Source organism: Pseudomonas sp. AC463 (assembly GCF_979253585.1).
Map to the genome: position 1 here is coordinate 59,507 of NZ_CEEDDZ010000011.1, position 22,838 is coordinate 82,344.

Genomic DNA, 22,838 nt, shown 5'->3' on the forward strand with positions numbered 1-22,838 from the left:
AGGTCAGTCGGCAAGCCGTCTTGAACAATCTTTGAAGAGCCTGCGGGGGCCACCGAGTTTCGGGGCCGCCCGCAAGCCGCCCAGTCAGCGTCGCTTGGCCATCTCATTGATGAAACGGTCGAACAGCGGCGCTACGTCGTTCGGGCCCGGGCTCGCTTCAGGGTGGCCCTGGAAGCTGAACGCGCTCTTGTCGGTGCGCTCGATGCCTTGCAGGGAACCGTCGAACAGCGACTTGTGAATCGCGCGCACGTTAGCCGGCAAGGTCGCTTCGTCCACCGCAAAACCGTGGTTCTGGCTGGTGATCATCACAACGCCAGTGTCCAGGTCTTGCACAGGGTGGTTGGCACCGTGGTGGCCGTGGCCCATTTTCAGGGTCTTGGCGCCAGAGGCCAGGGCCAGCAGCTGGTGGCCCAGGCAGATACCGAATACCGGAATCTCGGTCTCCAGCACTTCCTTGATGGCCTGGATGGCGTAGTCGCACGGCTCCGGGTCACCCGGGCCGTTGGACAGGAACACGCCGTCCGGTTGCAGGGCCAGTACGTCGCTGGCCGGGGTTTGCGCCGGAACCACGGTCACGCGGCAGCCGCGCTCTACCAGCATGCGCAGGATGTTGTACTTAACGCCGTAGTCATAAGCGACCACGTGGTAAGGCAACTCGCTGGCTTCGATGGTCGCGTGGCTGTCGGTCTTCAAGTCCCAGACAGTGGAGCGCCATTCGTACTTCTCTTTGACGCTGACGACTTTGGCCAGGTCCATGCCCTTCAGGCCAGGGAAGCCTTGCGCTGCGGCAATCGCCGCTTCTTCGGAAATATTGTCACCGACCATGATGCAGCCGTTCTGCGAGCCTTTTTCACGCAGGATGCGCGTGAGGCGGCGCGTATCGATACCGGCGATTGCCACAACGTTGTTGGCTTTCAGGTAATCGGACAGCGACATCGTGTTACGCCAGTTGCTCGCAACCAGTGGCAGGTCACGAATCACCAGACCGGCCGACCAGACACGATCAGACTCGACATCTTCCGGTGTAGTACCGGTGTTGCCGATGTGCGGATAGGTCAGGGTAACGATCTGTTGGGCGTAGGAAGGATCGGTAAGGATTTCCTGATAGCCGGTCATGGCAGTGTTAAACACTACCTCTCCAACGGTTTGACCGTCGGCTCCAATGGCTTCGCCGCGAAAAATGCTGCCATCAGCAAGGGCGAGTATGGCTGGCTTAGTCAAGAAGACCTCCCGTAAATAAAGCCTGAAAGGGCGATCGCAGGTTGTAAAAAAGCGGAGTGACGTATGGACACGTCACCCCGCTTCTTCACTGAATTATTCTGCGCGCTTTTAGTGGACACACTAAAGCTGTAGCTTACAGAAAAAGGCTTTTTTGGTCCACCGCTAATGAGCCTTAAAGGCAGGAGAATGCGACAGGGCGTCGCTTAGCGGGTAAAAACGGGGCCTCAGGATAATCCTGAGGCCCCGTTTTAGCTACTGATTAGTGCAGATCCAGCACATCACGCATGTCGTACAGGCCAGCCTCACGACCGTCCAACCACAGCGCAGCACGGACCGCACCCTTGGCAAACGTCATGCGGCTGGAAGCTTTGTGCGTGATTTCCAGGCGCTCACCCTCAGTGGCGAACAGCACCGTGTGGTCACCCACCACGTCACCGCCGCGCACGGTGGCAAAGCCAATGGTGTCACGCGCACGCGCACCGGTATGGCCTTCACGTCCGTACACGGCAACTTTCGACAGATCACGCCCAAGTGCATCGGCAATAGCCTCACCCATGCGCAACGCAGTACCTGACGGGGCATCGATCTTGTGGCGGTGATGGGTCTCGATGATTTCGATATCCGCCTCATCCCCCAGCACACGCGCCGCCAGATCCAGCAGCTTGAGCGACAGATTCACGCCGACGCTGAAGTTGGCGGCGAAGACGATAGGGATGTCCTTGCCCGCCTCTACCAGCAACTGCTTCTGCTCAGCAGTCAAACCCGTAGTACCGATTACCATGGACTTGCCAGCCTTGCGGCAGAAGGCCAGGTTTTTCAGCATCACCTCAGGCAGAGTGAAGTCGATCAGCACATCGAACTCGTCCGCCACCTGGTCCAGGCTGCTCGACAACGACACACCGATACGGCCCAACGAGGCCAACTCACCGGCGTCCGCACCGATCAACGTGCTACCCGGGCGAACGATCGCCGCGGTCAGCCCGGAGGCCGGCGAGCGCTGCTGCACCGCCTCGACCAGGGTCTTGCCCATGCGCCCGGCAGCGCCCATTACGGCTATACGTCGCATACTCATTCCTTACAGGTCGCCGAAGAAACGCTTCACACCGTCGAAAAAGCCAGCGGTTTTCGGCGAATGGGAGTTGTCGCCTTCCAGCGAGCTGCGGAACTCTTCAAGCAATTCACGCTGACGGCGGCCCAGGTTCACCGGGGTTTCCACCGCGACACGGCACATCAAGTCGCCTGCACCGCCACCGCGCACCGGCGCAACACCTTTGCCACGAATGCGGAACTGCTTACCGGTCTGCGTGCCCTCAGGGATCTTGAGCTTGACCCGACCGTCGAGGGTCGGAATCTCCAGCTCGCCGCCCAGAGCCGCATCGACAAAGCTGATCGGCACTTCGCAGAACAGGTGCTTGCCATCGCGCTGGAAGATCGAGTGCTCGCGCACATTGATCACCACATACAGGTCGCCCGTAGGGCCGCCCTGAGTGCCCGCCTCGCCTTCGCCCGACAGACGAATACGATCACCGGTATCCACGCCCGCCGGCACTTTCACCGACAAGGTCTTGTACTCTTCTACGCGGCCTTCGCCGTGGCAGGAGTCGCACGGATCGGAAATGATCTTGCCCTGGCCATGGCAACGCGGGCAGGTCTGCTGCACCGAGAAGAAGCCCTGCTGCATACGGACCTGGCCGATACCGCCGCAGGTTGGGCAGGTGATCGGCGAGGAGCCCTTCTTGGCACCCGAACCGTCGCACGGCTTGCAATTGACCAGCGTCGGTACACGGATATTGACGCTGGTGCCGCGTACGGCTTCTTCCAGGTTCAGCTCCAGGGTGTAGCGCAGGTCGCTGCCACGCTGGGCACCGCCACGCTGACCACCACGGCCACCGCCAAAGAAGTCGCTGAACACGTCGCCGAAAATATCGGAGAAGTTCTGACCGCCAAAACCTGCACCGCCGCCACCCATGCTCGGGTCGACACCGGCATGGCCATACTGGTCGTAGGCCGCACGCTTGTTGGGATCAGACAGGCATTCATAGGCCTCATTGGCCTCTTTGAACATATCCTCGGATTCTTTGCTATCCGGATTACGGTCCGGGTGGTGCTTCATCGCCAGGCGACGGTAAGCCTTTTTCAGGTCCGCCTCGCTGGAGCCACGCTCCACACCCAACACTTCGTAATAGTCACGCTTTGCCATAAGTCTTTGCACTCTTAAGGACGTTCAGCCAGACCCTCCTGAGCCTTGCCAAACTCGTTGAGCCCCAATACAGGCCCGGACCCAACTCACGTCAATTCAACGATCCTGGTCGTTACTGCTTTTTAGCCAGGCATCCGGCCAAAAACGCGGTATTTACTGCTCGGAAAGCAGGAGCATCTCCGATCACACCGCCAACATCCGACGCTTGTCGCATGCTGTAAAAATTCGCATACCCCAGACACGCCAACGCGGGAGCAAGCTCCCGCGCGGCGACATCCTACCAGTCACCGCTTGATAGCGGTCAACCGGGCGACCAACTTACTTCTGGTCTTTGACTTCTTCGAACTCGGCATCGACAACGTCGTCGTGCTTGGCTTCAGGCTCTGCCTGTTGCGCAGCACCGTCAGCTGGCTGACCTTGCTCGGCGTACATTTTCTGAGCAACTGGCGCGGAGACTTTCGACAGCTCCTCAACCTTGGCTTCGATGGCAGCCTTGTCGTCGCCTTTAACGGCAGCTTCCAGGGCAACCACGGCAGCTTCGATTGCGGCCTTCTCTTCAGCAGTCACTTTGTCGCCAGCATCAGCGATCATTTTGCGCGTCGAGTGAACCAGCGCGTCGCCCTGGTTACGGGCACCTGCCAACTCTTCGAACTTCTTGTCGGCTTCGGCATTGGTTTCAGCATCACGAATCATCTGTTGAATTTCTTCATCAGACAGGCCGGAGTTGGCCTTGATGGTGATCTTCTGCTCTTTACCGGTCGCCTTGTCTTTCGCGCCGACGTGCAGGATGCCGTTGGCGTCGATGTCGAAGGTCACTTCGATTTGTGGCACGCCACGCGGTGCTGGTGGAATCTCAGCCAGGTCGAACTTGCCCAGGGACTTGTTCTGAGCGGCTTGCTTACGCTCACCTTGCAGCACGTGAATGGTCACCGCGCCCTGGTTGTCATCGGCAGTCGAGAACACCTGCGATTTCTTGGTAGGAATCGTGGTGTTTTTCTCGATCAGCGCAGTCATCACGCCGCCCATGGTTTCGATACCCAGAGTCAGCGGGCTGACGTCCAGCAGCAGCACGTCTTTCACGTCGCCGGCCAGTACCGCACCCTGGATGGCAGCACCCATGGCAACGGCTTCGTCCGGGTTCACGTCTTTACGTGCTTCTTTACCGAAGAATTCGGTAACCAATTTCTGAACCAGTGGCATACGGGTCTGACCACCTACCAGGATCACGTCGTTGATCGAGCCAACGTCGATACCGGAGTCTTTCAGCGCGATGCGGCAAGGTTCGATGGTGCGTTGAACCAGGTCTTCAACCAGCGCTTCCAGCTTGGCGCGCGAGATCTTCACGTTCAAGTGCTTAGGACCGGTGGCGTCTGCAGTGATGTACGGCAGGTTCACGTCGGTCGACTGAGCGGAAGACAGCTCGATCTTGGCTTTTTCAGCGGCTTCTTTCAGGCGCTGCATCGCCAGCGGGTCACCCTTGAGGTTCATGCCGCTTTCTTTCTTGAATTCGTCGACGAGGTAGTCGATCAGACGAATGTCAAAGTCTTCACCACCCAGGAAAGTGTCACCGTTGGTGGCCAACACTTCGAACTGGTGCTCGCCGTCGACTTCAGCGATCTCGATCACGGAGACGTCGAAAGTACCGCCACCCAGGTCATAAACGATCACAGTGTGATCGCCCTTGGCCTTGTCCATACCGTAAGCCAGAGCTGCTGCGGTTGGTTCGTTGATGATACGTTTTACGTCCAGGCCCGCGATGCGGCCGGCGTCTTTGGTCGCCTGGCGCTGGCTGTCGTTGAAGTAGGCCGGAACGGTAATCACCGCCTCAGTCACTGTTTCACCGAGGTAGTCCTCAGCGGTTTTCTTCATCTTTTTCAAGATTTCCGCCGAGATTTGCGGCGGCGACATTTTCTGGCCGTTTACTTCAACCCAGGCGTCACCGTTGTCAGCCTTGGCGATTTTGTAAGGCACCATCTTGATGTCTTTCTGTACGACTTCTTCGTCGAACTTGCGACCGATAAGACGCTTCACCGCGTACAGGGTGTTGTGCGGGTTGGTCACAGCCTGACGCTTGGCCGACTGACCGACGAGGATTTCACCGTCGTTGGCGTAAGCAATGATCGACGGCGTGGTGCGCGCGCCTTCGGCGTTTTCGATAACTTTAGCAACGCCGTTTTCCAGCACGGAGACGCAGGAGTTGGTGGTCCCCAGGTCAATACCGATAATTTTGCCCATGATTTACTCTCCCGAAACTTGAATTTGGTTGCCGCAGCAGTGGTGGCTAACTGCGGTAGCACTTAAACGCTTGACTTATAGATGGGGGCTTGGCGATGAATTTCAAGCCTGCTCATCAATCGACGGTGAAACCGGTGCAGGAGCCTTGCTCACCACTACCATCGCCGGACGCAGCAAACGGCCGTTCAGCTGATAACCCTTCTGGAAAACTTTCAACACACTGTTAGGCTCCAGGTCATGGCTTTCCTGCATGGCCATGGCTTGGTGATGCTCAGCGTTGAACGGTTCGCCGCCTTGTGGATCGATGGCTTCCAGCTGATAACGCTTCAGGGTGTCCTGGAACATTTTCAGGGTCAGTTCGATCCCTTCGCGCATCGGGCGGATGTTTTCGTCGTCCGGGTTGGACAATTCAAGGCCACGTTCCAGGCTGTCGATGATCGGCAGCAAGTCACCGGCAAATTTTTCCAGCCCGAATTTGTGAGCCTTCTCTACATCCTGCTCGGCGCGGCGGCGGACGTTCTGCAGATCGGCGGCAACACGCAAAGACTGGTCCTGCGCAGCAGCCAATTGCTCTTCGAGCACTTGTACACGAGTCGCCAGCTCATCACCGGCAGCCGAGTTGGCGTCTGGAGTTTGCGTATCCTGCGTCTGTTCGTCAGCCATAGATTTCTCCTTTCAAAATCATGCGCGAACTCAACTCGCGCTTCTGTTCCGGTATATGGGGCCACAATTTCAGGGTTCAAGGGCGTAGGCGTTACCAAAAGTCTCTCCCTGACTTGGATCAATTCCTGCGCGGCCATTCCTTGTTGCGCTAAGAAATGCAGCCATTCAAGCAAATCGACCTAAGCATCAGGATTGTCAGCCCAGAACAAAACACTGTATAAATAACCAGACCTAAAGCCTGGGAGCGACCTTCATGCTCGTGCACCTGTCCGTACATAACTACGCCATCGTTGAACACCTGGATCTCGAACTGGATCGCGGGATGAGCGTAATCACAGGCGAAACCGGCGCCGGCAAGTCGATCATGCTCGACGCCCTGGGCCTGACCCTGGGCGATCGCGCCGACAGTGGCGTGGTACGCCCAGGTGCGGACAAGGCCGACATTCTTGCCACCTTCGACCTGGCCGACATTCCCGAAGCCGAAGCCTGGCTGGCCGAGCGCGACCTGAATAATGAAGGGCCGTGCATCTTGCGCCGAGTAATCACTGCCGAAGGGCGCTCTCGCGGCTATATCAATGGCACGCCCTGCCCCCTTGGCGACCTCAAGGCCCTGGGCGAACTGCTGATCGATATCCACAGCCAGCACGAACACCAATCCTTACTGAAAACCGACACCCACCGTCGCCTGCTCGATGAATACGCAGGCGCCACCGACCTTGCGCGCCAGGTACAGCTTGCCGCTCAGCGCTGGCGCCAGACCCGCCAGGAGCTGGAACGGCTTTCCAACTCCGGCGACGAGCAACGCGCTCGCCACCAATTGCTCAGCTATCAGCTTGAAGAACTGGAAAGCCTGGCCCTTGGCGAGACCGAACTGGAGCAGCTTGAGCAGGAACACAAGAACCTCACTAACGCCGAAACGCTGCTCGCTATTTGCCGCCAGGTGGTGGAGCAATGCAGCGAGAGCGACTCGGGCAATGTGCTTAACGCACTGACGGCCAGCCTCAACCGGTTGTCCAGCGTCAATAACGCTTCAGGCTCGCTGAGTGAAGCCACCACGCTGCTGACCAGCGCGCAGATCCAGGTAGAAGAAGCCGTTGGCGAACTGAATCGCTTCCTGGATCACTTCGACGCCGATCCCTCGCGCCTGCAGGAAATAGAAGAACGCCTGGACACTATCTATACCCTGGCGCGCAAACACCGAATCCAGCCCACCGAAGTGGCAACCATGCAGCAAAAGTTGCTGGATGAAATCGAAACGCTGAATGCCAACGACGAATCCATCGAGCGACTGGGCGATGAACTCGCCTCTTTCGCCCGCCATTATCAAGAGAAGGCCCGCGAACTGAGCGACCTGCGCCAGCAAGCGGCCACCGGCCTGGCGAGCGCCGTGGAGCTGGAGATTCAGCGCCTGGGCATGCCGGGCGGGCGCTTCACCATTGAACTGCGCGCCAACGCCAGCAATGAACTGCAACCCCATGGCCTGGAACAGGTAGAACTGCTGGTCAGCGCCAACCCCGGGCAGCCGCTCAAGGCATTGGCAAAAGTGGCCTCCGGCGGCGAACTGTCACGTATCAGCCTGGCGATTCAGGTCATCACCGCCCAAACCTCGCGGGTACCGACGCTCGTGTTCGATGAAGTGGACGTGGGCATTGGCGGGCCGACCGCAGAAATTGTGGGCCAGCTGCTGCGCCGCTTGGGCGACAGAGGCCAAGTGCTGACAGTGACTCACTTGCCGCAAGTGGCAGCACAAGGGCATCAGCACCTGTTCGTGCACAAGGTGCGAGGCAGTGACGCAACGCACACGGCCGTGTCCAAGCTGAACAAGTCGGAACGCGTGGAAGAAGTGGCGCGCATGCTCGGCGGCATCGATCTGACCAAGGAATCCCTCGCCCACGCGAAGAAAATGGTCGTAGCCGCCAAGGCCTAATCCGACAATTTCTGTCTTATAGAAAGCACGAAGGCGACCCTAGGGTCGCCTTCTATCGTTTCGCAGAGCGAATCTGCGTCGATTTTTACTTTTTCTTACGGATGTACAACACAAGATTGTGGTCAACCAAATCGAACCCATGCTCCTCAGCAATCTTGTGCTGCAGCGCTTCGATTTCAGGACTGGTGAACTCGATTACCTCATTGGTATCCAGGTCAACCATGTGGTCGTGATGACCACCGTCAGCCAATTCGAACACTGCATGACCGCCGTCGAAATTATGACGAACCACCAGCCCTGCGGCTTCAAACTGGGTCAGCACACGGTAAACCGTGGCCAGGCCAACGTCCTCGTTAGACTCCATCAGCGCCTTGTAAACATCCTCGGCACTCATGTGGCGCTGCTCAGCAGAATCGAGCATTTGTAGAATCTTGACTCGTGGCAGAGTCACTTTAAGACCGGCTTTGCGTAGTTCGCTATTTTCAACCATGGTTAGCTTTCTCGCGGATGCTGCTTCGCAGCTTCTCTTAATACGGGTATGATCGGCGTTTACGTTGTCCCAGCCAAGATAGTGGAAGTCGCCCACCGATGCAAAACACCAAGCTCTTGCTAACCAGTTTCACCTTTGTGGGACTGCTCGCACTCGCCGGTTGTTCATTCCCCGGGGTTTACAAAATCGACATCCAGCAGGGCAATGTCGTCACGCAGGACATGATAGACCAGTTACGCCCGGGAATGACCCGACGGCAAGTACGGTTTATCATGGGCAATCCCCTGCTGACCGACACTTTCCACGCCGATCGCTGGGATTATCTCTACAGCCTGCAGCCTGGTGGCGGTGAACGCCAGCAGGAACGCGTCAGCGTCATTTTTAATGGCAATGATCAGCTTGTCAGCCTGTCCGGCGACTTCATGCCCGGCGTAAGCCGTGATGAAGCCCTGCTCGGCAAGGACACCGGCACCAACGTGACTGCGCCTGCGCAGGACAGCGAGCAGCCGAAGTCCGAAGTACCGGCCAAGCCGGGCTCGTTGCTCGACAAGATCCAGAAAGACGTCGACGGCGTAGAAACCGTGCCAGTCCCGACGCCACAGCCTCTGGACACCAGCCCGCAGTAAGCTTGCGGCGCTCACTAAAAAACCCGGCATGCCGGGTTTTTTATTGCCTGCTGTTTGCACAGACGCCTAACAAATGGGCCCTGATGGCCTATGAATTCTGTTGCTTGACCAACGCAGCCTTGGCGGCACGCAATCGGCGCACTTCCTTAGGATCTGCCAGCAGAGGCCGGTAGATCTCAATACGATCACCCGCCTGCACTGCTCGCACATCAGCATCGGCGACCACCTTACCGAATATCCCCAACGGGCAATCAGCCAAATCCAGCTCCGGAAATTGCGCCGCGATCCCACAAGCCTGCACCGCCGCCCGCAAGCTGGTGCCCGCCGCCACCGTCACAGCCAACAAAACCTGACGGTCCTCGGCGGCATACACCACCTCTATATCAACCATGCAGTTGCTTGGCCCGCTGGCAGAACGCATCCACCAGGGTATTCGCCGCCTGGTTGAACAAAGGCCCCAGCGTCGCGCGAACAATCGGCCCGGCATAATCAAACGAAAGATCCAGGCTGATCTTGCACGCCTTGTCGGTCAACGCCTTGAATACCCAAACGCCATGCAACTGGGTAAATGGCCCTTCCTGCAGATTCATTTCGATGGACTTCCCAGGCACCAGCACATTGCGCGTAACAAAATGCTGGCTAAGCCCGCCCTTGGCGACCCCGACACGGGCGACCATGTGCTCGTCACTGCTTTCCAGCACCTCGGCCGCCGAACACCACGGCAAGAATTCCGGGTAACGCGCCACGTCGTTGACCAGGTCATAAAGCGCCTGCGCCGGATAAGGCAGCAACGCCGAACGTTGAATATGCGTCGTCATGTGTGCGTTATTTCCACTACTGAGCGGCAAACATCGCGAAAGAACAGCCCGATCCGCGAAAGAAAAAAACCAAAGAACTGCCCGCATTGTCCGGGATTCGTCCAACACGCTCAAGCACGCAGGTTGACCGTAGCCGACACGCTCGCAACTCCCTATAATGCCGCCCCTATGGCTAAACAAAAGAAACACCCCACAGGGACCATCGCGCAAAATAAAAAGGCGCGACACGATTACTTCATCGAACATCGTTTCGAGGCTGGTCTGGTCCTGGCCGGCTGGGAAGTAAAAAGTCTGCGCGCCAGCAAGCTGCAACTGGTCGACAGCTATGTGCTGCTCAAGGATGGCGAGGCGTGGCTGCTCGGCAGTCATATCACCCCGCTGACCACCGCGAGCACCCACGTGATTGCCGACCCGGTACGCACGCGCAAGCTGTTGCTCAATGCCCGCGAACTCGAAAAACTCGCCCAAGCTGTGCAGCAGAAGGGCTATGCCTGCATCTGCCTGTCCTGGTACTGGAGCAAGCACCTGGTCAAGTGCGAGATCGCCTTGGGCAAGGGCAAGAAGGAATACGACAAGCGCGATACCGAGCGCGAGCGCGATTCCAACCGCGAACTGCACCGCGCCGTGCGCAACAAGGGCAAGGAAGAGTAATCCTTGCAGCGGTGTAGCCTGGGAAAACCCTCGGCTACATCCCCTTGCGCCGCTCCGCACGCGCCACCCTTTGAACCTCCTGACGCACCTCCTCCAACACTTCCTGCACATACAGCAGGTGACGTGTTGAAACATCCCGTGCCTGCTCGGCACGCCCCTCGATAATCGCCAGGTACAGATCCCGGTGCTGGCTGATCAGCATATCGCGGGTTTCCGTGCGCTGCTGGTACATGCCGCCGATGTTGGTCACCACGTTACGCTTAAGCAAATCGAACAGCCCGCGAATGGTGTGCAACAACACCGCGTTGTGGCTAGCCTCGGCAATCGCCAAGTGAAATCTTGCATCGGCCGCGCCCTCCTCCGCCCGGCTCACGTCATCGGCGCGGGTGTAGCAATCCTGTAGCGCCTCGAATGCGGCGGTCAGCCGCTCGCGGTCAACCTCGGTGGCACGCAAGGCCGCGTAATAAGCACAAGATGCTTCAAGCGTCTGACGAAACTCGAGCAGATCACGCTGTGCTTCGGGGTTGTTTTCCAAAAGATGCAGCAGTGGATCGCTGAAGGTTGAACCCAGGGAGTCCGCAACATAATTGCCACCACCCTGACGGCTCACCAACAATCCTTTTGCCGCCAGCTTCTGGATCGCTTCGCGCAACGATGGACGCGACACACCAAACTGCTCAGCCAATGCGCGCTCGGCAGGCAAACGCTCGCCCGACTTCAGCGTGCCCTCGAGGATCATGCCCTCCAGTTGCTCGACAATATCGTCAGACAAACGGCGCTGACGCACCTGATCAAACCCCATAACTCACTCTCCACCATCCCGACCACTCGCCGGGCCCTCTATTCTGGCCTATCGCCGCGCTTGCAGCACCTATCAGAACATCCTCGATTTACCCGCTCAGATCCGCCCCCTCGCCGACCTACGACCAAAGTTTCGCAGGCGGCAAATTGACACACCGCCCCCAAGCCTTTTAACCTAGCCAGCAGCGATTGTAAATTGGTATTACCAATTATCCAAGCCAACCAAACAACAACAATCAGGGGCCACCCCACTATGCAAACCTGGCAACAGCTCTACAGCCCGCTCGGCAGCCTCGGCCTGTCCGCACTGGCCGCCGTTATTCCGATCGTATTCTTCTTCCTGGCCCTGGCCGTGTTTCGCCTCAAAGGCCACGTGGCGGGCAGCATCACTTTGGCACTGTCGATCCTGGTCGCAATCTTCGCCTTCCAGATGCCGGTGGACATGGCGCTGGCCGCAGCAGGTTATGGCTTTGCCTACGGCCTGTGGCCCATCGCCTGGATCATCGTCGCAGCGGTATTCCTCTACAAACTGACGGTCAAGAGCGGCCAGTTCGAAATCATCCGCAGCTCGGTGTTGTCGATTACCGACGACCAACGCCTGCAAGTGCTGCTGATCGGCTTCTGCTTCGGTGCCTTCCTGGAAGGTGCCGCCGGCTTCGGCGCACCCGTGGCCATCACCGCCGCGCTGCTGGTTGGCCTGGGCTTCAACCCGCTCTACGCCGCCGGCCTGTGCCTGATTGCCAACACCGCGCCCGTGGCCTTCGGCGCACTGGGCATCCCGATCATCGTCGCAGGCCAGGTCACCGGCATTGACGCGTTCAAGATCGGCGCCATGACCGGCCGCCAGTTGCCTTTGCTGTCACTGTTCGTACCGTTCTGGCTGGTATTCATGATGGATGGCCTGCGCGGCGTGCGCGAAACCTGGCCGGCCGCGCTGGTCGCAGGCTTGAGCTTTGCCATCACCCAATACTTCACGTCCAACTTCATCGGCCCGGAGTTGCCGGACATCACGTCGGCGCTGGCCAGCCTGATTTCCCTGACACTGTTCCTGAAGGTATGGCAACCCAAGCGCACCGCAGGCGCACAGATTGCCGGCGCCACCTCCGGCGTAGCAGTCACCGCCAGCGCCGGCGGCTTTGGCCTGCCACGCAGCACGGTCGCATCGCCTTACAGCCTGGGGCAGATTTTCAAGGCGTGGTCACCGTTCCTGATCCTCACCGTGCTGGTCACCATCTGGACCCTCAAACCATTCAAGGCGATGTTTGCCGCCGGCGGTTCGATGTACAGCTGGGTGTTCAACTTCGCGATCCCGCACTTGGATCAACTGGTGGTCAAAGTGGCACCGATCGTCACCAACCCCACCGCGATTCCGGCCGTGTTCAAGCTGGACCCGATTTCGGCGACCGGCACGGCGATTTTCTTCTCCGCACTGTTCTCGATGCTGGTTCTGAAGATCGATATCAAAACTGGTCTTACCACTTTAAAAGAGACCTTCTACGAACTGCGCTGGCCGATCCTGTCCATCGGCATGGTGCTGGCGTTCGCTTTTGTCACCAACTACTCCGGCATGTCTTCAACCATGGCCCTGGTATTGGCCGGCACCGGCGCCGCCTTTCCCTTCTTCTCGCCATTCCTCGGCTGGCTGGGGGTTTTCCTGACTGGCTCCGACACCTCGTCCAACGCCCTGTTCAGCTCACTGCAAGCCACCACCGCACACCAAATCGGCGTCAACGACACCTTGTTGGTCGCGGCGAACACCAGCGGCGGCGTGACCGGCAAGATGATCTCGCCGCAATCGATCGCCGTGGCCTGCGCAGCCACCGGCCTGGTAGGCAAGGAATCCGACCTGTTCCGCTTCACCCTCAAGCACAGCCTCTTCTTCGCCACCATCGTCGGGCTGATCACGCTGGCCCAGGCCTACTGGTTCACCGGTATGCTGGTGCACTGAGACCTGCACGCAATAGAGTAAGAATCGACGCCGGACTACGGTTCCGGCGTCTGCTATTTCTGGAGGACCGATGAGCCTGCCTGCTGCTTTCCTTGCTGACGTCTTACAGCTGATCCCGAAAGATCGGCGTTTCGACGATCCACTTTCCACCCTCGCCTTCGGCACCGACGCCAGCTTTTACAGGCTGATCCCACAACTGGTGATCCGCGTCGAGTCAGAAGACGAAGTGGTCGCGTTGCTGCAACTGGCCCAGCGCGACCAGGTGCCGGTGACCTTCCGCGCGGCCGGCACCAGCCTGTCCGGGCAAGCCATCAGCGATTCGGTGCTTATCGTGCTGGGCGACAACTGGAATGGCCGTGAGATTCGCGGGCAAGGTACGCAGATTCGTCTGCAACCGGGCGTCATCGGCGCCCAGGCCAATGCCTGGCTGGCACCGTACGGGCGCAAGATCGGGCCGGACCCGGCGTCGATCAACGCTTGCAAGATCGGCGGCATCGTCGCCAACAATGCCAGCGGCATGTGCTGCGGTACGGCGCAGAACACCTATCACACCCTGGCGGGCATCCGCTTGGTGCTGGCCGATGGCAGCCGCCTGGATACCGAAGACGCAAGCAGCGTCACAACGTTTCGTGAACAGCATGGCGAACTGCTTGAGCGTCTGGCGACACTCGGCCGCGAGACGCGGGCAAATACTGAACTGGCTGCCAAAATCCGCCACAAATACCGTCTGAAAAATACCACCGGCCTGTCACTCAATGCCCTGGTGGATTTCGATGAGCCCTTGGACATCCTCAGCCACCTGCTGGTGGGTTCTGAAGGCACGCTGGGCTTCATCAGCGCGGTGACCTACGACACGGTGGTCGACCACCCAAACAAGGCGTCGGCGCTGATTGTGTTCCCGGATGTGGAAACCTGTTGCAACGCAGTGACCGTGCTGAAAACCCAACCTGTCTCCGCGGTTGAACTGCTGGACCGACGCAGCATGCGCTCGGTGCAGGAAAAACCTGGAATGCCCGCTTTCGTACAGCACCTGTCGGAAAATGCCTGCGCGCTGCTGATTGAATCCCGTGCGGCATCTCCAACATTGCTGCATGAGCAGTTGGCGTTGATCATGGCTTCCCTGGCCAGTTTCCCCGTAGAGAAACAGGTCGACTTCACCGAAGACCCACTGGAAAACGCTCGCCTGTGGGCGATCCGCAAAGACACCTTCCCCGCCGTCGGCGCCGTGCGTAAAACCGGCACCACAGTGATCATCGAAGACGTCACCTTCCCGGTCGAGCAACTGGCTATCGGCGTGAACCGTTTGATCGAACTGTTCGACAAACATCACTACGACGAAGCCATCCTTTTCGGACACGCCCTGGAAGGCAATCTGCACTTCGTATTCACCCAAGGCTTCAACAGCGCGGAAGAAGTCACACGCTATCAAGCGTTCATGGATGACGTGGCGCAACTGGTGGCGGTGGAGTTCGGTGGCTCGCTGAAAGCCGAACACGGCACCGGCCGCAATATGGCGCCATTTGTCGAGCTGGAATGGGGCAGCGATGCCTACCAGCTGATGTGGCAACTCAAGCGCCTGCTGGACCCCAACGGCATTCTCAACCCGGATGTGGTGCTCAGCGAAGATCCGCAAATCCACCTCAAGCACCTAAAGCCCTTGCCCGCCGCCGACGAGCTTGTGGATAAGTGCATCGAGTGCGGTTTCTGCGAGCCGGTGTGCCCTTCCAAGGGACTGACCCTGAGCCCGCGCCAACGCATCGTGATCTGGCGTGACATCCAGGCGAAAAAACGCGCCGGCGTCGACACCACCGAATTGGAAACCGCCTACCACTACCAAGGTATTGAAACCTGCGCCGCCACCGGCCTTTGCGCCCAACGCTGCCCCGTGGGAATCAATACCGGCGACCTGGTGAAAAAACTGCGAAGCCGCGAAGCCGACCGTACGAAAACCGCCGAATGGCTTGCCACCCATTTCGCCACCGCCATGCAAGGCGCGCGCTTTACCCTGCATGTCGCCAATGGCGCGCGCATGCTCTTGGGCGCCCCGCGCCTGGCAAAACTATCTGCCACGGTGACGCGACTGTCCAAGGGGCAGATCCCGCAGTGGAGCAACGCCATGCCACAGCCGGAAAAAGCCATTCGCTTCAGCCCCGCCGTAACCGATGAGCGGCCGCGCGTGGTCTACCTGGCGGCCTGTGTCTCACGCGCCATGGGCCCGGCGGCGGGTGATAAAGAGCAGATGTCGTTGTACGACAAAACCCGCAACCTGCTGGAAAAAGCCGGCTACCAAGTGGTGTTCCCCGACAACCAGGACAGCCTGTGCTGCGGCCAGCCTTTCGCCTCCAAAGGCTATGCCGAACAGGCCGAACACAAACGCCAGGAACTCATCGGCGCACTGCTCCACGCCAGCCGTGGCGGGCTCGACCCGATCTATTGCGACACCAGCCCCTGCACCCTGCGCTTGGTGCAGGACCTGGGCGAAACACGCCTGGACCTCTACGACCCAGTGCGCTTTATTCGCACGCACCTGATGGACCGCCTGGACTTTACGCCCCAGGATGCGCCGATCGCGGTGCACGTCACCTGCAGCACCCAACACCTGGGAGAAAGCCAGGCGCTGATCGACCTGGCCCGACGTTGCTCCAACACCGTGGTAATCCCCGAAGGCATCCACTGCTGTGGGTTTGCCGGCGACAAAGGCTTCACCACCCCGGAACTCAACGCCCACTCCCTGCGCACGCTAAAGGACGCGGTGCAATATTGCAGCGAAGGCATCTCCACCAGCCGCACCTGCGAGATCGGCCTGAGCCAGCATGGTGGCATTGATTACCACGGCCTGGTGTACCTCGTGGACCGCGTCACCCAGGCCCGCGCGCACTAAGCCAGCAAAAAAAACGAACCCCTGCGCACCGGCGTAGTCATCTGCATAGGCCTCGACGAACGAGGCTCAACAGTGATGTCGCTGGCAGCCTTTACGCCAGCAGCGTCGAGCCCTTTTGCGCAAGGAGATACCCTATGAAGCGTTCCGCTCTTGCTGGCTTGTTCATTACCGCTGCGATGCTGGCCTCCCCTGCTTTTGCCGCTGGCGAGCCAGACCTGTGCAAAATCAACCTGGACAAGATCAACAACGGCAAAGCCCTGCTCGCCACCGACACCAGTGGCAAAAGCGGCGAAATAGACACCGCAGTGTCCCAAGCCAAGGCCGCGCACGCCGCCGGTGATGACAAGAAGTGTATCGAGATCACCTCCAAGGCCCTGCAAGACCTGCAAAACAGCGAAAAAGGCGGCCAATAGGCCCTCAGTCGCGCAGGGCCAACCTTCGGGTTGGCCTTCCGTGACCGTTTGGCGTACACTGCACAGGCTTGTCACTCACTAAGAAACAACGAGTTACAAGCACGGGGCCGTTTAGGATTCGACGCCGGTCGCGAAACTTTAGGTGCATGCCGAGTTGGTAACAGAACTCGTAAATCCACTGTTGCAACTTCTTATAGTTGCCAATGACGAAAACTACGGCCAGGAATTCGCTCTCGCTGCGTAAGCAGCCTTAGCCCTGAGCTTCTGGTACCTTCGGGTCCAGCAATCACCAGGGGATGTCTGTAAACCCAAAGTGATTGTCATATAGAACAGAATCGCCGTGCAGTACGTTGTGGACGAAGCGGCTAAAACTTACACAACTCGCCCAAAGCACCCTGCCCTTCGGGTCGCTGAGGGTTAACTTAATAGATACGGCTACGCATGTAGTACCGACAGCGGAGTACTGGCGGACGGGGGTTCAAATCCCCCCGGCTCCACCACTTCATCATCTAAAGACGTCCACGGACGTCTTTTTTTGTGCCTGAAATCCAGTAAATACAGGGGTTTCAGCGCTTATGGGAGCTTTGGAGAGTTTCTGAGTTCCAGCCGCTTTGGTATCCCAGGTGGTATCCCGGACTGCCAAATGCTATTTTCAGGATACCAAAACGGTGCTGGAGGTAGCCCCATGCCTACTAACGCAACCCGCCTCTCCGATCGCCAGCTCAAGGCAGTCAAGGCAACTGGTAAAGATTTCGTCCTCAGCGACGGCGATGGCTTACAGCTTCGAGTCCGCGCGAGCGGCTCAATGATGTGGAATTTCAATTACCGCGAGCCCCTGACCAGAAGCCGTATCAATATGGCGCTTGGTCCATACCCCGACCTTTCGCTAGCCAACGCCCGGAAGAAAGCCGCAGAGGCGCGTGAGCTGCTCGCGTTGGGCACTGATCCCAAAACCCAGCGTGATGAAGTAAGGCAAGCCAAACTTGCTGAGACTGAACACACTTTCGAGAAGGTGGCCACCGCCTGGTTCGAGCTGAAGAAAGACTCCGTAACCAAAGCCTACGCCGAAGACATTTGGAGATCGCTGACACTCCATGTTTTCCCAAGCATGAAAACAACGCCGCTCTCTCAAATCACCGCTCCGATGGTTATCAAGATCCTTCGCCCCATCGAGGCCAAAGGGAGCCTCGAAACCGTGAAACGATTGAGTCAACGACTCAACGAGATCATGACCTACGGGGTCAACTCCGGGCTGATATTTGCGAACCCCCTCAATGGAATTCGGGCGGTGTTCAAGAAACCCAAGAAAGAGAACATGGCTGCGCTACCACCTGAGGAGCTTCCCGAGCTCATGATGGAAATCGCGAATGCCAGCATCAAGCGCACGACCCGCTGCCTGATCGAATGGCAGTTGCACACGATGACCCGCCCCGCCGAAGCAGCCACCACACGATGGGCAGATATCGACTTCGACAAACGCATTTGGACCATTCCGCCAGAGCGCATGAAAAAGCGGCGCCCGCACACAATCCCCCTCACCGATCAGGCACTTTCGTTACTGGAAACGCTCAAGCAACTCAGTGGTAACAGAGAGTACGTGTTCCCCTCAGATAGAAACCCCCGCACCCATGCCAATAGCCAGACCGCCAACATGGCGTTGAAGCGCATGGGCTTTCAGGACCGTCTAGTCAGCCACGGCTTGCGCTCGATGGCGAGCACCATCCTGAATGAGCATGGCTGGGATCCGGAACTGATCGAGGTCGCGCTGGCGCATGTCGACAAGGACGAAGTTCGTAGCGCCTACAACAGGACTGACTACATCGAACGCCGGCGTCCGATGATGGCTTGGTGGAGTGAACATATCCAGAACGCGGCCACCGGCAGCCTGTCGGCATCGGCTATCAATCAAACCAGAGATCGCAACGTCGTACCGATTCGCTGAACATCCAAAAGGTACGCGGCACCGGCTACGATTCGTGTCGTGTAGTAGGGTGAAAGGAGACGACAGTTGCCAGATCTCTGGTATGCCTGCGCTTTTTCAGCCAAGCCCCTGAGTATGGGAAGGCTCCGCATTCCCATACTCAGGGGCTCACGCTTAAAGGTCTATCAGGCAACCACGGTTTTTGCTTTTCTACGGCGGATCAACCCTGCTGTTAACTCGTAGTAATAGATGGTAGCTGGAGCTGAGCACCGCAAATAGTGCTCCAGAAACCATCTCACGTGCTTTTCTCTCCAGGACCAGGGAGTCGCGCACCCCCAGCGTTCACGAATCACCCCGTGCATCCTTTCTGCTTGCCTGATGTGCCGCTGCTGCGTGGCATGTGCACCTTTTAGAACCGGCTGCAGGAACAACCCTATGTCGAACTCGGCCGTCATCGCCGGCCTCCGATGTAGGCACTCACCACATCGATGCGGTTATGTCCCAACTCGTGGCTGATCTGCTTACGGACTCGCCGATCGAGTGCTCGACCACCTTGATAAACACGGCCACCATTAACGGGTGCAGGAAAGCCGGTCAGTTGCTCATAACGCTCACAGGCGTAAGCTGCCCGCAGGTCATGGAAGCCTTTCAAACCTTGTTCATGCAGGAGGTCGCGTGCCGGCCGCACAACTGACTGCATAAACTCTTTGTAGCTCTCGTTGGGGGCCAACAGGTTCCGACTGCCACTGGGTGAAGCCTCCCAAGCCCTATCCAAGGCGCCACGAATTTGATCAGTAACCGCGATCCAACGCGGTGCTAACGCGCCTGATCGACCGCCTTTGGTACCGTCCTGGATATTGATCTTGCCCAGTTGCCGAACCTCACGTTGCAGTCGGGGCAGATCGGCCAGGATCGCTTCGCGCAGGCGCATACCAGTCTCACGGGCGAGGAGCACAATCGCACTCACCCTCGATTGCTGACGATCTGACAGAGCCCGCGCGATCAACTCGACCTGCGCACGGTCTTGGCCTTGCGGAGCCTCACTACGCACGCTTGAGCGCTGCAAGCCAAGCGCCTTACTCGGACTCGGGATTTTGACGTACTGATCACCGCGCAGCGCGGCCATCGTTCGGTTCACGCTGGACAGTCGGTTCTGCGCGGTGGCAATGCCGACGTTGCCCTGATCAACCTGCTCCCGCACGTGGACGGCGTACCGCATGAGGATCTCGCGGTCTATCTGGCGCGCGTCGTTGACCCTCGGTCCTTCATCGGATCGACACCAATGCACGAACGCCTGCCAGCGATCACTATGGGCTTTGACGGTAGCAAAATGGCCGTCGCCAAACAGGTCTTTCAGTGCTTGCGGTCCAGCATAGCTAAGCTGGCGACCGAAGCCGAAATTGCGCCCCGCTCGCTTACCGACCCGAGCCATTTTTCTGTTCCTGATCGACTGCCGCGAGATCATGCAAAAGGGCTCGCCAGTGCGCACTTACAATCGCGAACTGAGCCCAATCAGTCGGGCGAAAACACAGCGTGTTGTCGGTGACGTAAAGATGCGCACCCTCATCTTTCAACCATTGAATAATGGCTGTCGTAGAGGCGATAGCTTTATGGGTGGTGGCGACACTGGCGACAGCGGCGACAACCCTTGTCCTGCCTGGTTTTGAGCGTGGCGACAAAGTGGCGACAGTAGCGGCGACAAATCGCGCTTTGGGCTCCTTTTGACGCTGAGCCAGATGGTTGCGCAGCGCTTCATCAAGATTAAACATGGCGCACCTCGAAGGTGTGGCCATCAGTGATCAACCACTGATGATCAATCAACTCGACCAGCAGCTTAGCGGCATGACGACTGCTCTTGCGGGCAAAGCGGGGACCGTTGCGATTCAATTCACGAATACTGAAACGCTTCCAATCTTTGACCTGTAGCCATCGCAGCAGCCGGTCTGCCTCCTCTTTTACTCGACACACTGGCTCCTGCTCAGTCAGGCGCTGGATCTCGGTGAGGTAGTAGCCGACTAAAGCGGAGGCCCGTTGGATGTGGTCGACCTCCACGACGCTGTTCTCCTCCACCACGGCAAGGATGCTGGCGACACGCAGAAGGTTGTCGGCAGCCTTCGATCCGCTAGGTCGCACGCTTGCTAGTTCGCCAAACTCACCCAGCTGGGCCTCGATAGCATCATGCAGATCAATCCAGCGACGACGGGCCAATGGACTGAGGCTCAGCGGTGACAGCCGCAAGGCACCGTCAGCGGAAAGTGACCAAGGCTGATGAAACAGGGCCGAAAGACGGTGGTGATATCGCTTTAGGGCGGGGGCTTTTGATAAGTCGACAGCCTGGTAGCTGCGTTGTCCGGCCAGACTGGTGGGCCAGGTCATGAGGCAGCGACCGAGAATGCCTTGCCCCTGCAGCAACGGGTCACTGAGTAACTGCATGGCTAGATACGGTTGCAGCATCAGGTGCAGGCTTAAGCGTCGATCGTAAGCTCGCAAGCTTTCACCCACCATGGACCGCGCGCGATCTATCGGACTGCCGTCCCAGAGTGACGACAAGGTCGTGACCGCTTTCAAACGGTTATCCCGACTCATGGTGCTGCTACCGAGGAATTGTCCCCCTTCATCGCAGAATAACCCCATGCTCGGCAGGTCATGGCAGAGCCCTTTGATCAGCGCTTCAATAGTTGGGTCCGTGGTAATCAACCTGGGTGCAGAGGGCTCCGCTTCAAGCGGTACACCGTTCGCGGAGTCGGGATCGGCAGGGTTGATACGCTGCATCTGGCGCTGTGCGGCGCGGTACCTGGCAAGCTGTTCGCGGTAGCGCTGCCACTGCTCGCGCTCCCATTGGCGTGCTGGCAGCAATGCAGATCGGTCTGCCGCCGTTTTACGATCCCCCGGAGCTGCCACCGTGATCAGGTACAGCGACAGGGGATAGTTTCTCCCGTCGAGCTGTAGGGCCGCATGACCTTGGGTAGCCAGCGCCGAGGCAGCCAACACCGATTGTGCAGCCAATGCCTGGGGCACGCCGATGACCTCGGCCATGCGCTCTACCGCAGGCCCAAGAATCCCACCCAGTGCCTGCACCGGATAAGGCTGGGCCACGGGATTCGAGTCAATCAGCGGTCGAGGTGGTTGCGGTAGTTCAAGCTTCGGATCTAACGGCTGCATGGGCCCTCTCCTCGTTCATTGCTGGTTGCCCTCACGTAGTCCCGCCACGGATTTTGAGTGTTATCAGGGATCAAGGCCCCTGCAGCCTGTGAGGTGTTCACTGACGTGGAACGAACGGCTCCTTACGACCGGGAGCAAGGGCATGACCCCATGAATCTGACCTCCTTAGACGCATCCGAAGATGCGGGCGGGTGGAGGCTGTGCCGGCTGACGAGTTCGGCACCTGGAGATCCTGAGCGGGAGAAGGCAACAACATCGACACTTGGGGCATGCCTGACTGTCAGTCAGGTGCAGTCTTTCCATAGGCTGCGGCACCGGTGTCTGTGTCGTTGCGGATGGCGACGAATCGGATTTGTCAGGTCGATTGTCACGAGGAGAGTTGTGGCAATGCCTTGTACGACGTGGCTTGCAGCAGTGGTACGAGCGTCCGTCTCTTTCTAAGAGAAAGAGACGGACGCGGTCTGGCGCAGCGAAGTGTGCGAAGAGGTGAGGTTGCTGCAATGCCGCGAGGTAGGTCCATCGTCTGCCGCAGTAGGCAGATTGGTCGAGTAGGCATCCATCACTCTTGGAGAGTGACCGTGCGAGCCGCCGGACGCTAATCGCACTTGGGGAAGAACCACCACGCGAGTGGCGTAGCCTTAAAGGTTCTGGCTACCTGGGCAGGTGCTGTCAACGACAGCGATCCGTGCGCCAATTTTTATACCCACTCGAAAAGGCGGTCAAGCGTCACGGCCAATGTGCTTAGAAAGTGGCGACTGTCGCCACTTTTGTCGCCATGCTCCAGGCCACATTCTACGTGAGTTGTCGCCAGCGTCGCCGCTGTCGCCACTTCTACATCCATGCCCAACGAAAAGATCCGCACATACACTGAATGGCTCGCT

At 58.6% G+C, this 22,838-nt stretch carries 20 protein-coding genes and 1 other RNA gene; 8 read left to right on the top strand and 13 right to left on the bottom strand.

Going from position 1 to position 22,838, the window contains the following annotated elements; genetic code table 11:
• Positions 1-84 precede the first annotated feature (84 nt).
• From carA to grpE, 5 genes are all read right to left on the bottom strand, one after another.
• Entirely contained in the window at positions 85-1,221 is a 1,137-nt protein-coding gene (gene carA / locus AC0IYH_RS15545; RefSeq protein WP_122774187.1) for a glutamine-hydrolyzing carbamoyl-phosphate synthase small subunit, read from the bottom strand.
• Positions 1,222-1,480: 259 nt separating this feature from the next.
• Positions 1,481-2,287 (bottom strand): 4-hydroxy-tetrahydrodipicolinate reductase, encoded by an 807-nt coding sequence (gene dapB, locus AC0IYH_RS15550; RefSeq protein ID WP_471835008.1) that lies wholly within the window; start codon positions 2,285-2,287, stop codon positions 1,481-1,483.
• Between the two features lie 9 nt (positions 2,288-2,296).
• A complete protein-coding gene (dnaJ, locus tag AC0IYH_RS15555; RefSeq protein WP_116629307.1) occupies positions 2,297-3,421 on the bottom strand; it encodes a molecular chaperone DnaJ in 1,125 nt (374 codons plus the stop codon).
• A 318-nt stretch (positions 3,422-3,739) separates the two neighbouring features.
• Complete coding sequence (gene dnaK, locus AC0IYH_RS15560) at positions 3,740-5,656, bottom strand: molecular chaperone DnaK (RefSeq protein ID WP_116629308.1); 1,917 nt, start codon at positions 5,654-5,656, stop codon at positions 3,740-3,742.
• A 102-nt stretch (positions 5,657-5,758) separates the two neighbouring features.
• Positions 5,759-6,319 carry a nucleotide exchange factor GrpE gene (gene grpE / locus AC0IYH_RS15565; protein WP_101273041.1) on the bottom strand — a complete coding sequence of 187 codons (561 nt, stop codon included), beginning with the start codon at positions 6,317-6,319 and terminating at the stop codon, positions 5,759-5,761.
• A gap of 253 nt (positions 6,320-6,572) precedes the next feature.
• Between grpE and recN the strand changes: the two genes are divergently transcribed.
• Entirely contained in the window at positions 6,573-8,246 is a 1,674-nt protein-coding gene (gene recN / locus AC0IYH_RS15570; protein ID WP_116629309.1) for a DNA repair protein RecN, read from the top strand.
• A gap of 85 nt (positions 8,247-8,331) precedes the next feature.
• Here recN and fur read toward each other — a convergent pair whose 3' ends face one another.
• The gene (gene fur / locus AC0IYH_RS15575; RefSeq protein WP_003194220.1) at positions 8,332-8,736 is read right to left on the bottom strand and encodes a ferric iron uptake transcriptional regulator; all 405 of its coding nucleotides are present in this window, start codon (positions 8,734-8,736) and stop codon (positions 8,332-8,334) included.
• 98 nt (positions 8,737-8,834) lie between these two features.
• Here fur and AC0IYH_RS15580 point away from each other — a divergent pair, with 98 nt between their 5' ends.
• A complete protein-coding gene (locus AC0IYH_RS15580) occupies positions 8,835-9,362 on the top strand; it encodes an outer membrane protein assembly factor BamE (RefSeq protein WP_116629310.1) in 528 nt (175 codons plus the stop codon).
• Positions 9,363-9,450: 88 nt separating this feature from the next.
• On the opposite strand, the gene AC0IYH_RS15585 is transcribed toward AC0IYH_RS15580, so the two are convergent.
• On the bottom strand, positions 9,451-9,753 hold the full coding sequence (locus tag AC0IYH_RS15585; RefSeq protein WP_471835010.1) for an RnfH family protein: 303 nt from the start codon (positions 9,751-9,753) through the stop codon (positions 9,451-9,453).
• On the bottom strand, positions 9,746-10,180 hold the full coding sequence (locus AC0IYH_RS15590) for a type II toxin-antitoxin system RatA family toxin (RefSeq protein ID WP_116629312.1): 435 nt from the start codon (positions 10,178-10,180) through the stop codon (positions 9,746-9,748). The genes AC0IYH_RS15585 and AC0IYH_RS15590 overlap by 8 nt, the downstream gene beginning before the upstream one ends.
• A gap of 168 nt (positions 10,181-10,348) precedes the next feature.
• Here AC0IYH_RS15590 and smpB point away from each other — a divergent pair, with 168 nt between their 5' ends.
• On the top strand, positions 10,349-10,831 hold the full coding sequence (gene smpB, locus AC0IYH_RS15595) for an SsrA-binding protein SmpB (RefSeq protein WP_116629313.1): 483 nt from the start codon (positions 10,349-10,351) through the stop codon (positions 10,829-10,831).
• A 34-nt stretch (positions 10,832-10,865) separates the two neighbouring features.
• On the opposite strand, the gene AC0IYH_RS15600 is transcribed toward smpB, so the two are convergent.
• On the bottom strand, positions 10,866-11,633 hold the full coding sequence (locus tag AC0IYH_RS15600) for a GntR family transcriptional regulator (RefSeq protein ID WP_101273047.1): 768 nt from the start codon (positions 11,631-11,633) through the stop codon (positions 10,866-10,868).
• A 252-nt stretch (positions 11,634-11,885) separates the two neighbouring features.
• On the opposite strand from AC0IYH_RS15600, the gene AC0IYH_RS15605 reads away from it, so the two are divergent.
• The 5 genes from AC0IYH_RS15605 (at position 11,886) to AC0IYH_RS15625 (ending at position 18,816) form a co-directional block, all read left to right on the top strand.
• A complete protein-coding gene (locus AC0IYH_RS15605) occupies positions 11,886-13,580 on the top strand; it encodes a lactate permease LctP family transporter (protein ID WP_471835013.1) in 1,695 nt (564 codons plus the stop codon).
• Between the two features lie 70 nt (positions 13,581-13,650).
• A complete protein-coding gene (locus AC0IYH_RS15610) occupies positions 13,651-16,461 on the top strand; it encodes an FAD-binding and (Fe-S)-binding domain-containing protein (protein WP_471835015.1) in 2,811 nt (936 codons plus the stop codon).
• A gap of 134 nt (positions 16,462-16,595) precedes the next feature.
• Positions 16,596-16,874 carry a hypothetical protein gene (locus AC0IYH_RS15615; protein ID WP_153872617.1) on the top strand — a complete coding sequence of 93 codons (279 nt, stop codon included), beginning with the start codon at positions 16,596-16,598 and terminating at the stop codon, positions 16,872-16,874.
• A gap of 103 nt (positions 16,875-16,977) precedes the next feature.
• Positions 16,978-17,374: a transfer-messenger RNA gene (gene ssrA, locus AC0IYH_RS15620) on the top strand.
• Between the two features lie 185 nt (positions 17,375-17,559).
• Positions 17,560-18,816, top strand: coding sequence for an integrase domain-containing protein (locus AC0IYH_RS15625; RefSeq protein ID WP_122557476.1), 1,257 nt, complete (start codon positions 17,560-17,562; stop codon positions 18,814-18,816).
• A gap of 164 nt (positions 18,817-18,980) precedes the next feature.
• Here AC0IYH_RS15625 and AC0IYH_RS15630 read toward each other — a convergent pair whose 3' ends face one another.
• The 4 genes from AC0IYH_RS15630 to AC0IYH_RS15645 are packed head-to-tail and all read right to left on the bottom strand — an operon-like array spanning position 18,981 to position 21,957.
• Positions 18,981-19,250, bottom strand: a complete 270-nt coding sequence (locus tag AC0IYH_RS15630; protein WP_471835017.1) for a hypothetical protein — start codon at positions 19,248-19,250, stop codon at positions 18,981-18,983.
• Entirely contained in the window at positions 19,247-20,227 is a 981-nt protein-coding gene (locus AC0IYH_RS15635; protein ID WP_471835018.1) for an integrase domain-containing protein, read from the bottom strand. Before AC0IYH_RS15635 ends, AC0IYH_RS15630 begins: the two co-directional genes overlap by 4 nt.
• The gene (locus tag AC0IYH_RS15640) at positions 20,211-20,564 is read right to left on the bottom strand and encodes a hypothetical protein (RefSeq protein WP_471835020.1); all 354 of its coding nucleotides are present in this window, start codon (positions 20,562-20,564) and stop codon (positions 20,211-20,213) included. Before AC0IYH_RS15640 ends, AC0IYH_RS15635 begins: the two co-directional genes overlap by 17 nt.
• Positions 20,557-21,957, bottom strand: coding sequence for a YfjI family protein (locus AC0IYH_RS15645; RefSeq protein ID WP_471835021.1), 1,401 nt, complete (start codon positions 21,955-21,957; stop codon positions 20,557-20,559). Before AC0IYH_RS15645 ends, AC0IYH_RS15640 begins: the two co-directional genes overlap by 8 nt.
• Between the last annotated feature and the right edge of the window lie 881 nt (positions 21,958-22,838).

Excerpts from the sequence above, each read along its gene's own strand:
- dapB (WP_471835008.1), bottom strand. The coding sequence starts at position 2,287 with ATGCGACGTATAGCCGTAATGGGCGCTGCCGGGCGCATGGGCAAGACC.
- dnaJ (WP_116629307.1), bottom strand. The coding sequence starts at position 3,421 with ATGGCAAAGCGTGACTATTACGAAGTGTTGGGTGTGGAGCGTGGCTCC.
- dnaK (WP_116629308.1), bottom strand. The coding sequence starts at position 5,656 with ATGGGCAAAATTATCGGTATTGACCTGGGGACCACCAACTCCTGCGTC.
- grpE (WP_101273041.1), bottom strand. The coding sequence starts at position 6,319 with ATGGCTGACGAACAGACGCAGGATACGCAAACTCCAGACGCCAACTCG.
- recN (WP_116629309.1), top strand. The coding sequence starts at position 6,573 with ATGCTCGTGCACCTGTCCGTACATAACTACGCCATCGTTGAACACCTG.
- fur (WP_003194220.1), bottom strand. The coding sequence starts at position 8,736 with ATGGTTGAAAATAGCGAACTACGCAAAGCCGGTCTTAAAGTGACTCTG.
- AC0IYH_RS15580 (WP_116629310.1), top strand. The coding sequence starts at position 8,835 with ATGCAAAACACCAAGCTCTTGCTAACCAGTTTCACCTTTGTGGGACTG.
- AC0IYH_RS15585 (WP_471835010.1), bottom strand. The coding sequence starts at position 9,753 with ATGGTTGATATAGAGGTGGTGTATGCCGCCGAGGACCGTCAGGTTTTG.
- AC0IYH_RS15590 (WP_116629312.1), bottom strand. The coding sequence starts at position 10,180 with ATGACGACGCATATTCAACGTTCGGCGTTGCTGCCTTATCCGGCGCAG.
- smpB (WP_116629313.1), top strand. The coding sequence starts at position 10,349 with ATGGCTAAACAAAAGAAACACCCCACAGGGACCATCGCGCAAAATAAA.
- AC0IYH_RS15600 (WP_101273047.1), bottom strand. The coding sequence starts at position 11,633 with ATGGGGTTTGATCAGGTGCGTCAGCGCCGTTTGTCTGACGATATTGTC.
- AC0IYH_RS15605 (WP_471835013.1), top strand. The coding sequence starts at position 11,886 with ATGCAAACCTGGCAACAGCTCTACAGCCCGCTCGGCAGCCTCGGCCTG.
- AC0IYH_RS15610 (WP_471835015.1), top strand. The coding sequence starts at position 13,651 with ATGAGCCTGCCTGCTGCTTTCCTTGCTGACGTCTTACAGCTGATCCCG.
- AC0IYH_RS15615 (WP_153872617.1), top strand. The coding sequence starts at position 16,596 with ATGAAGCGTTCCGCTCTTGCTGGCTTGTTCATTACCGCTGCGATGCTG.
- AC0IYH_RS15625 (WP_122557476.1), top strand. The coding sequence starts at position 17,560 with ATGCCTACTAACGCAACCCGCCTCTCCGATCGCCAGCTCAAGGCAGTC.
- AC0IYH_RS15630 (WP_471835017.1), bottom strand. The coding sequence starts at position 19,250 with ATGACGGCCGAGTTCGACATAGGGTTGTTCCTGCAGCCGGTTCTAAAA.
- AC0IYH_RS15635 (WP_471835018.1), bottom strand. The coding sequence starts at position 20,227 with ATGGCTCGGGTCGGTAAGCGAGCGGGGCGCAATTTCGGCTTCGGTCGC.
- AC0IYH_RS15640 (WP_471835020.1), bottom strand. The coding sequence starts at position 20,564 with ATGTTTAATCTTGATGAAGCGCTGCGCAACCATCTGGCTCAGCGTCAA.
- AC0IYH_RS15645 (WP_471835021.1), bottom strand. The coding sequence starts at position 21,957 with ATGCAGCCGTTAGATCCGAAGCTTGAACTACCGCAACCACCTCGACCG.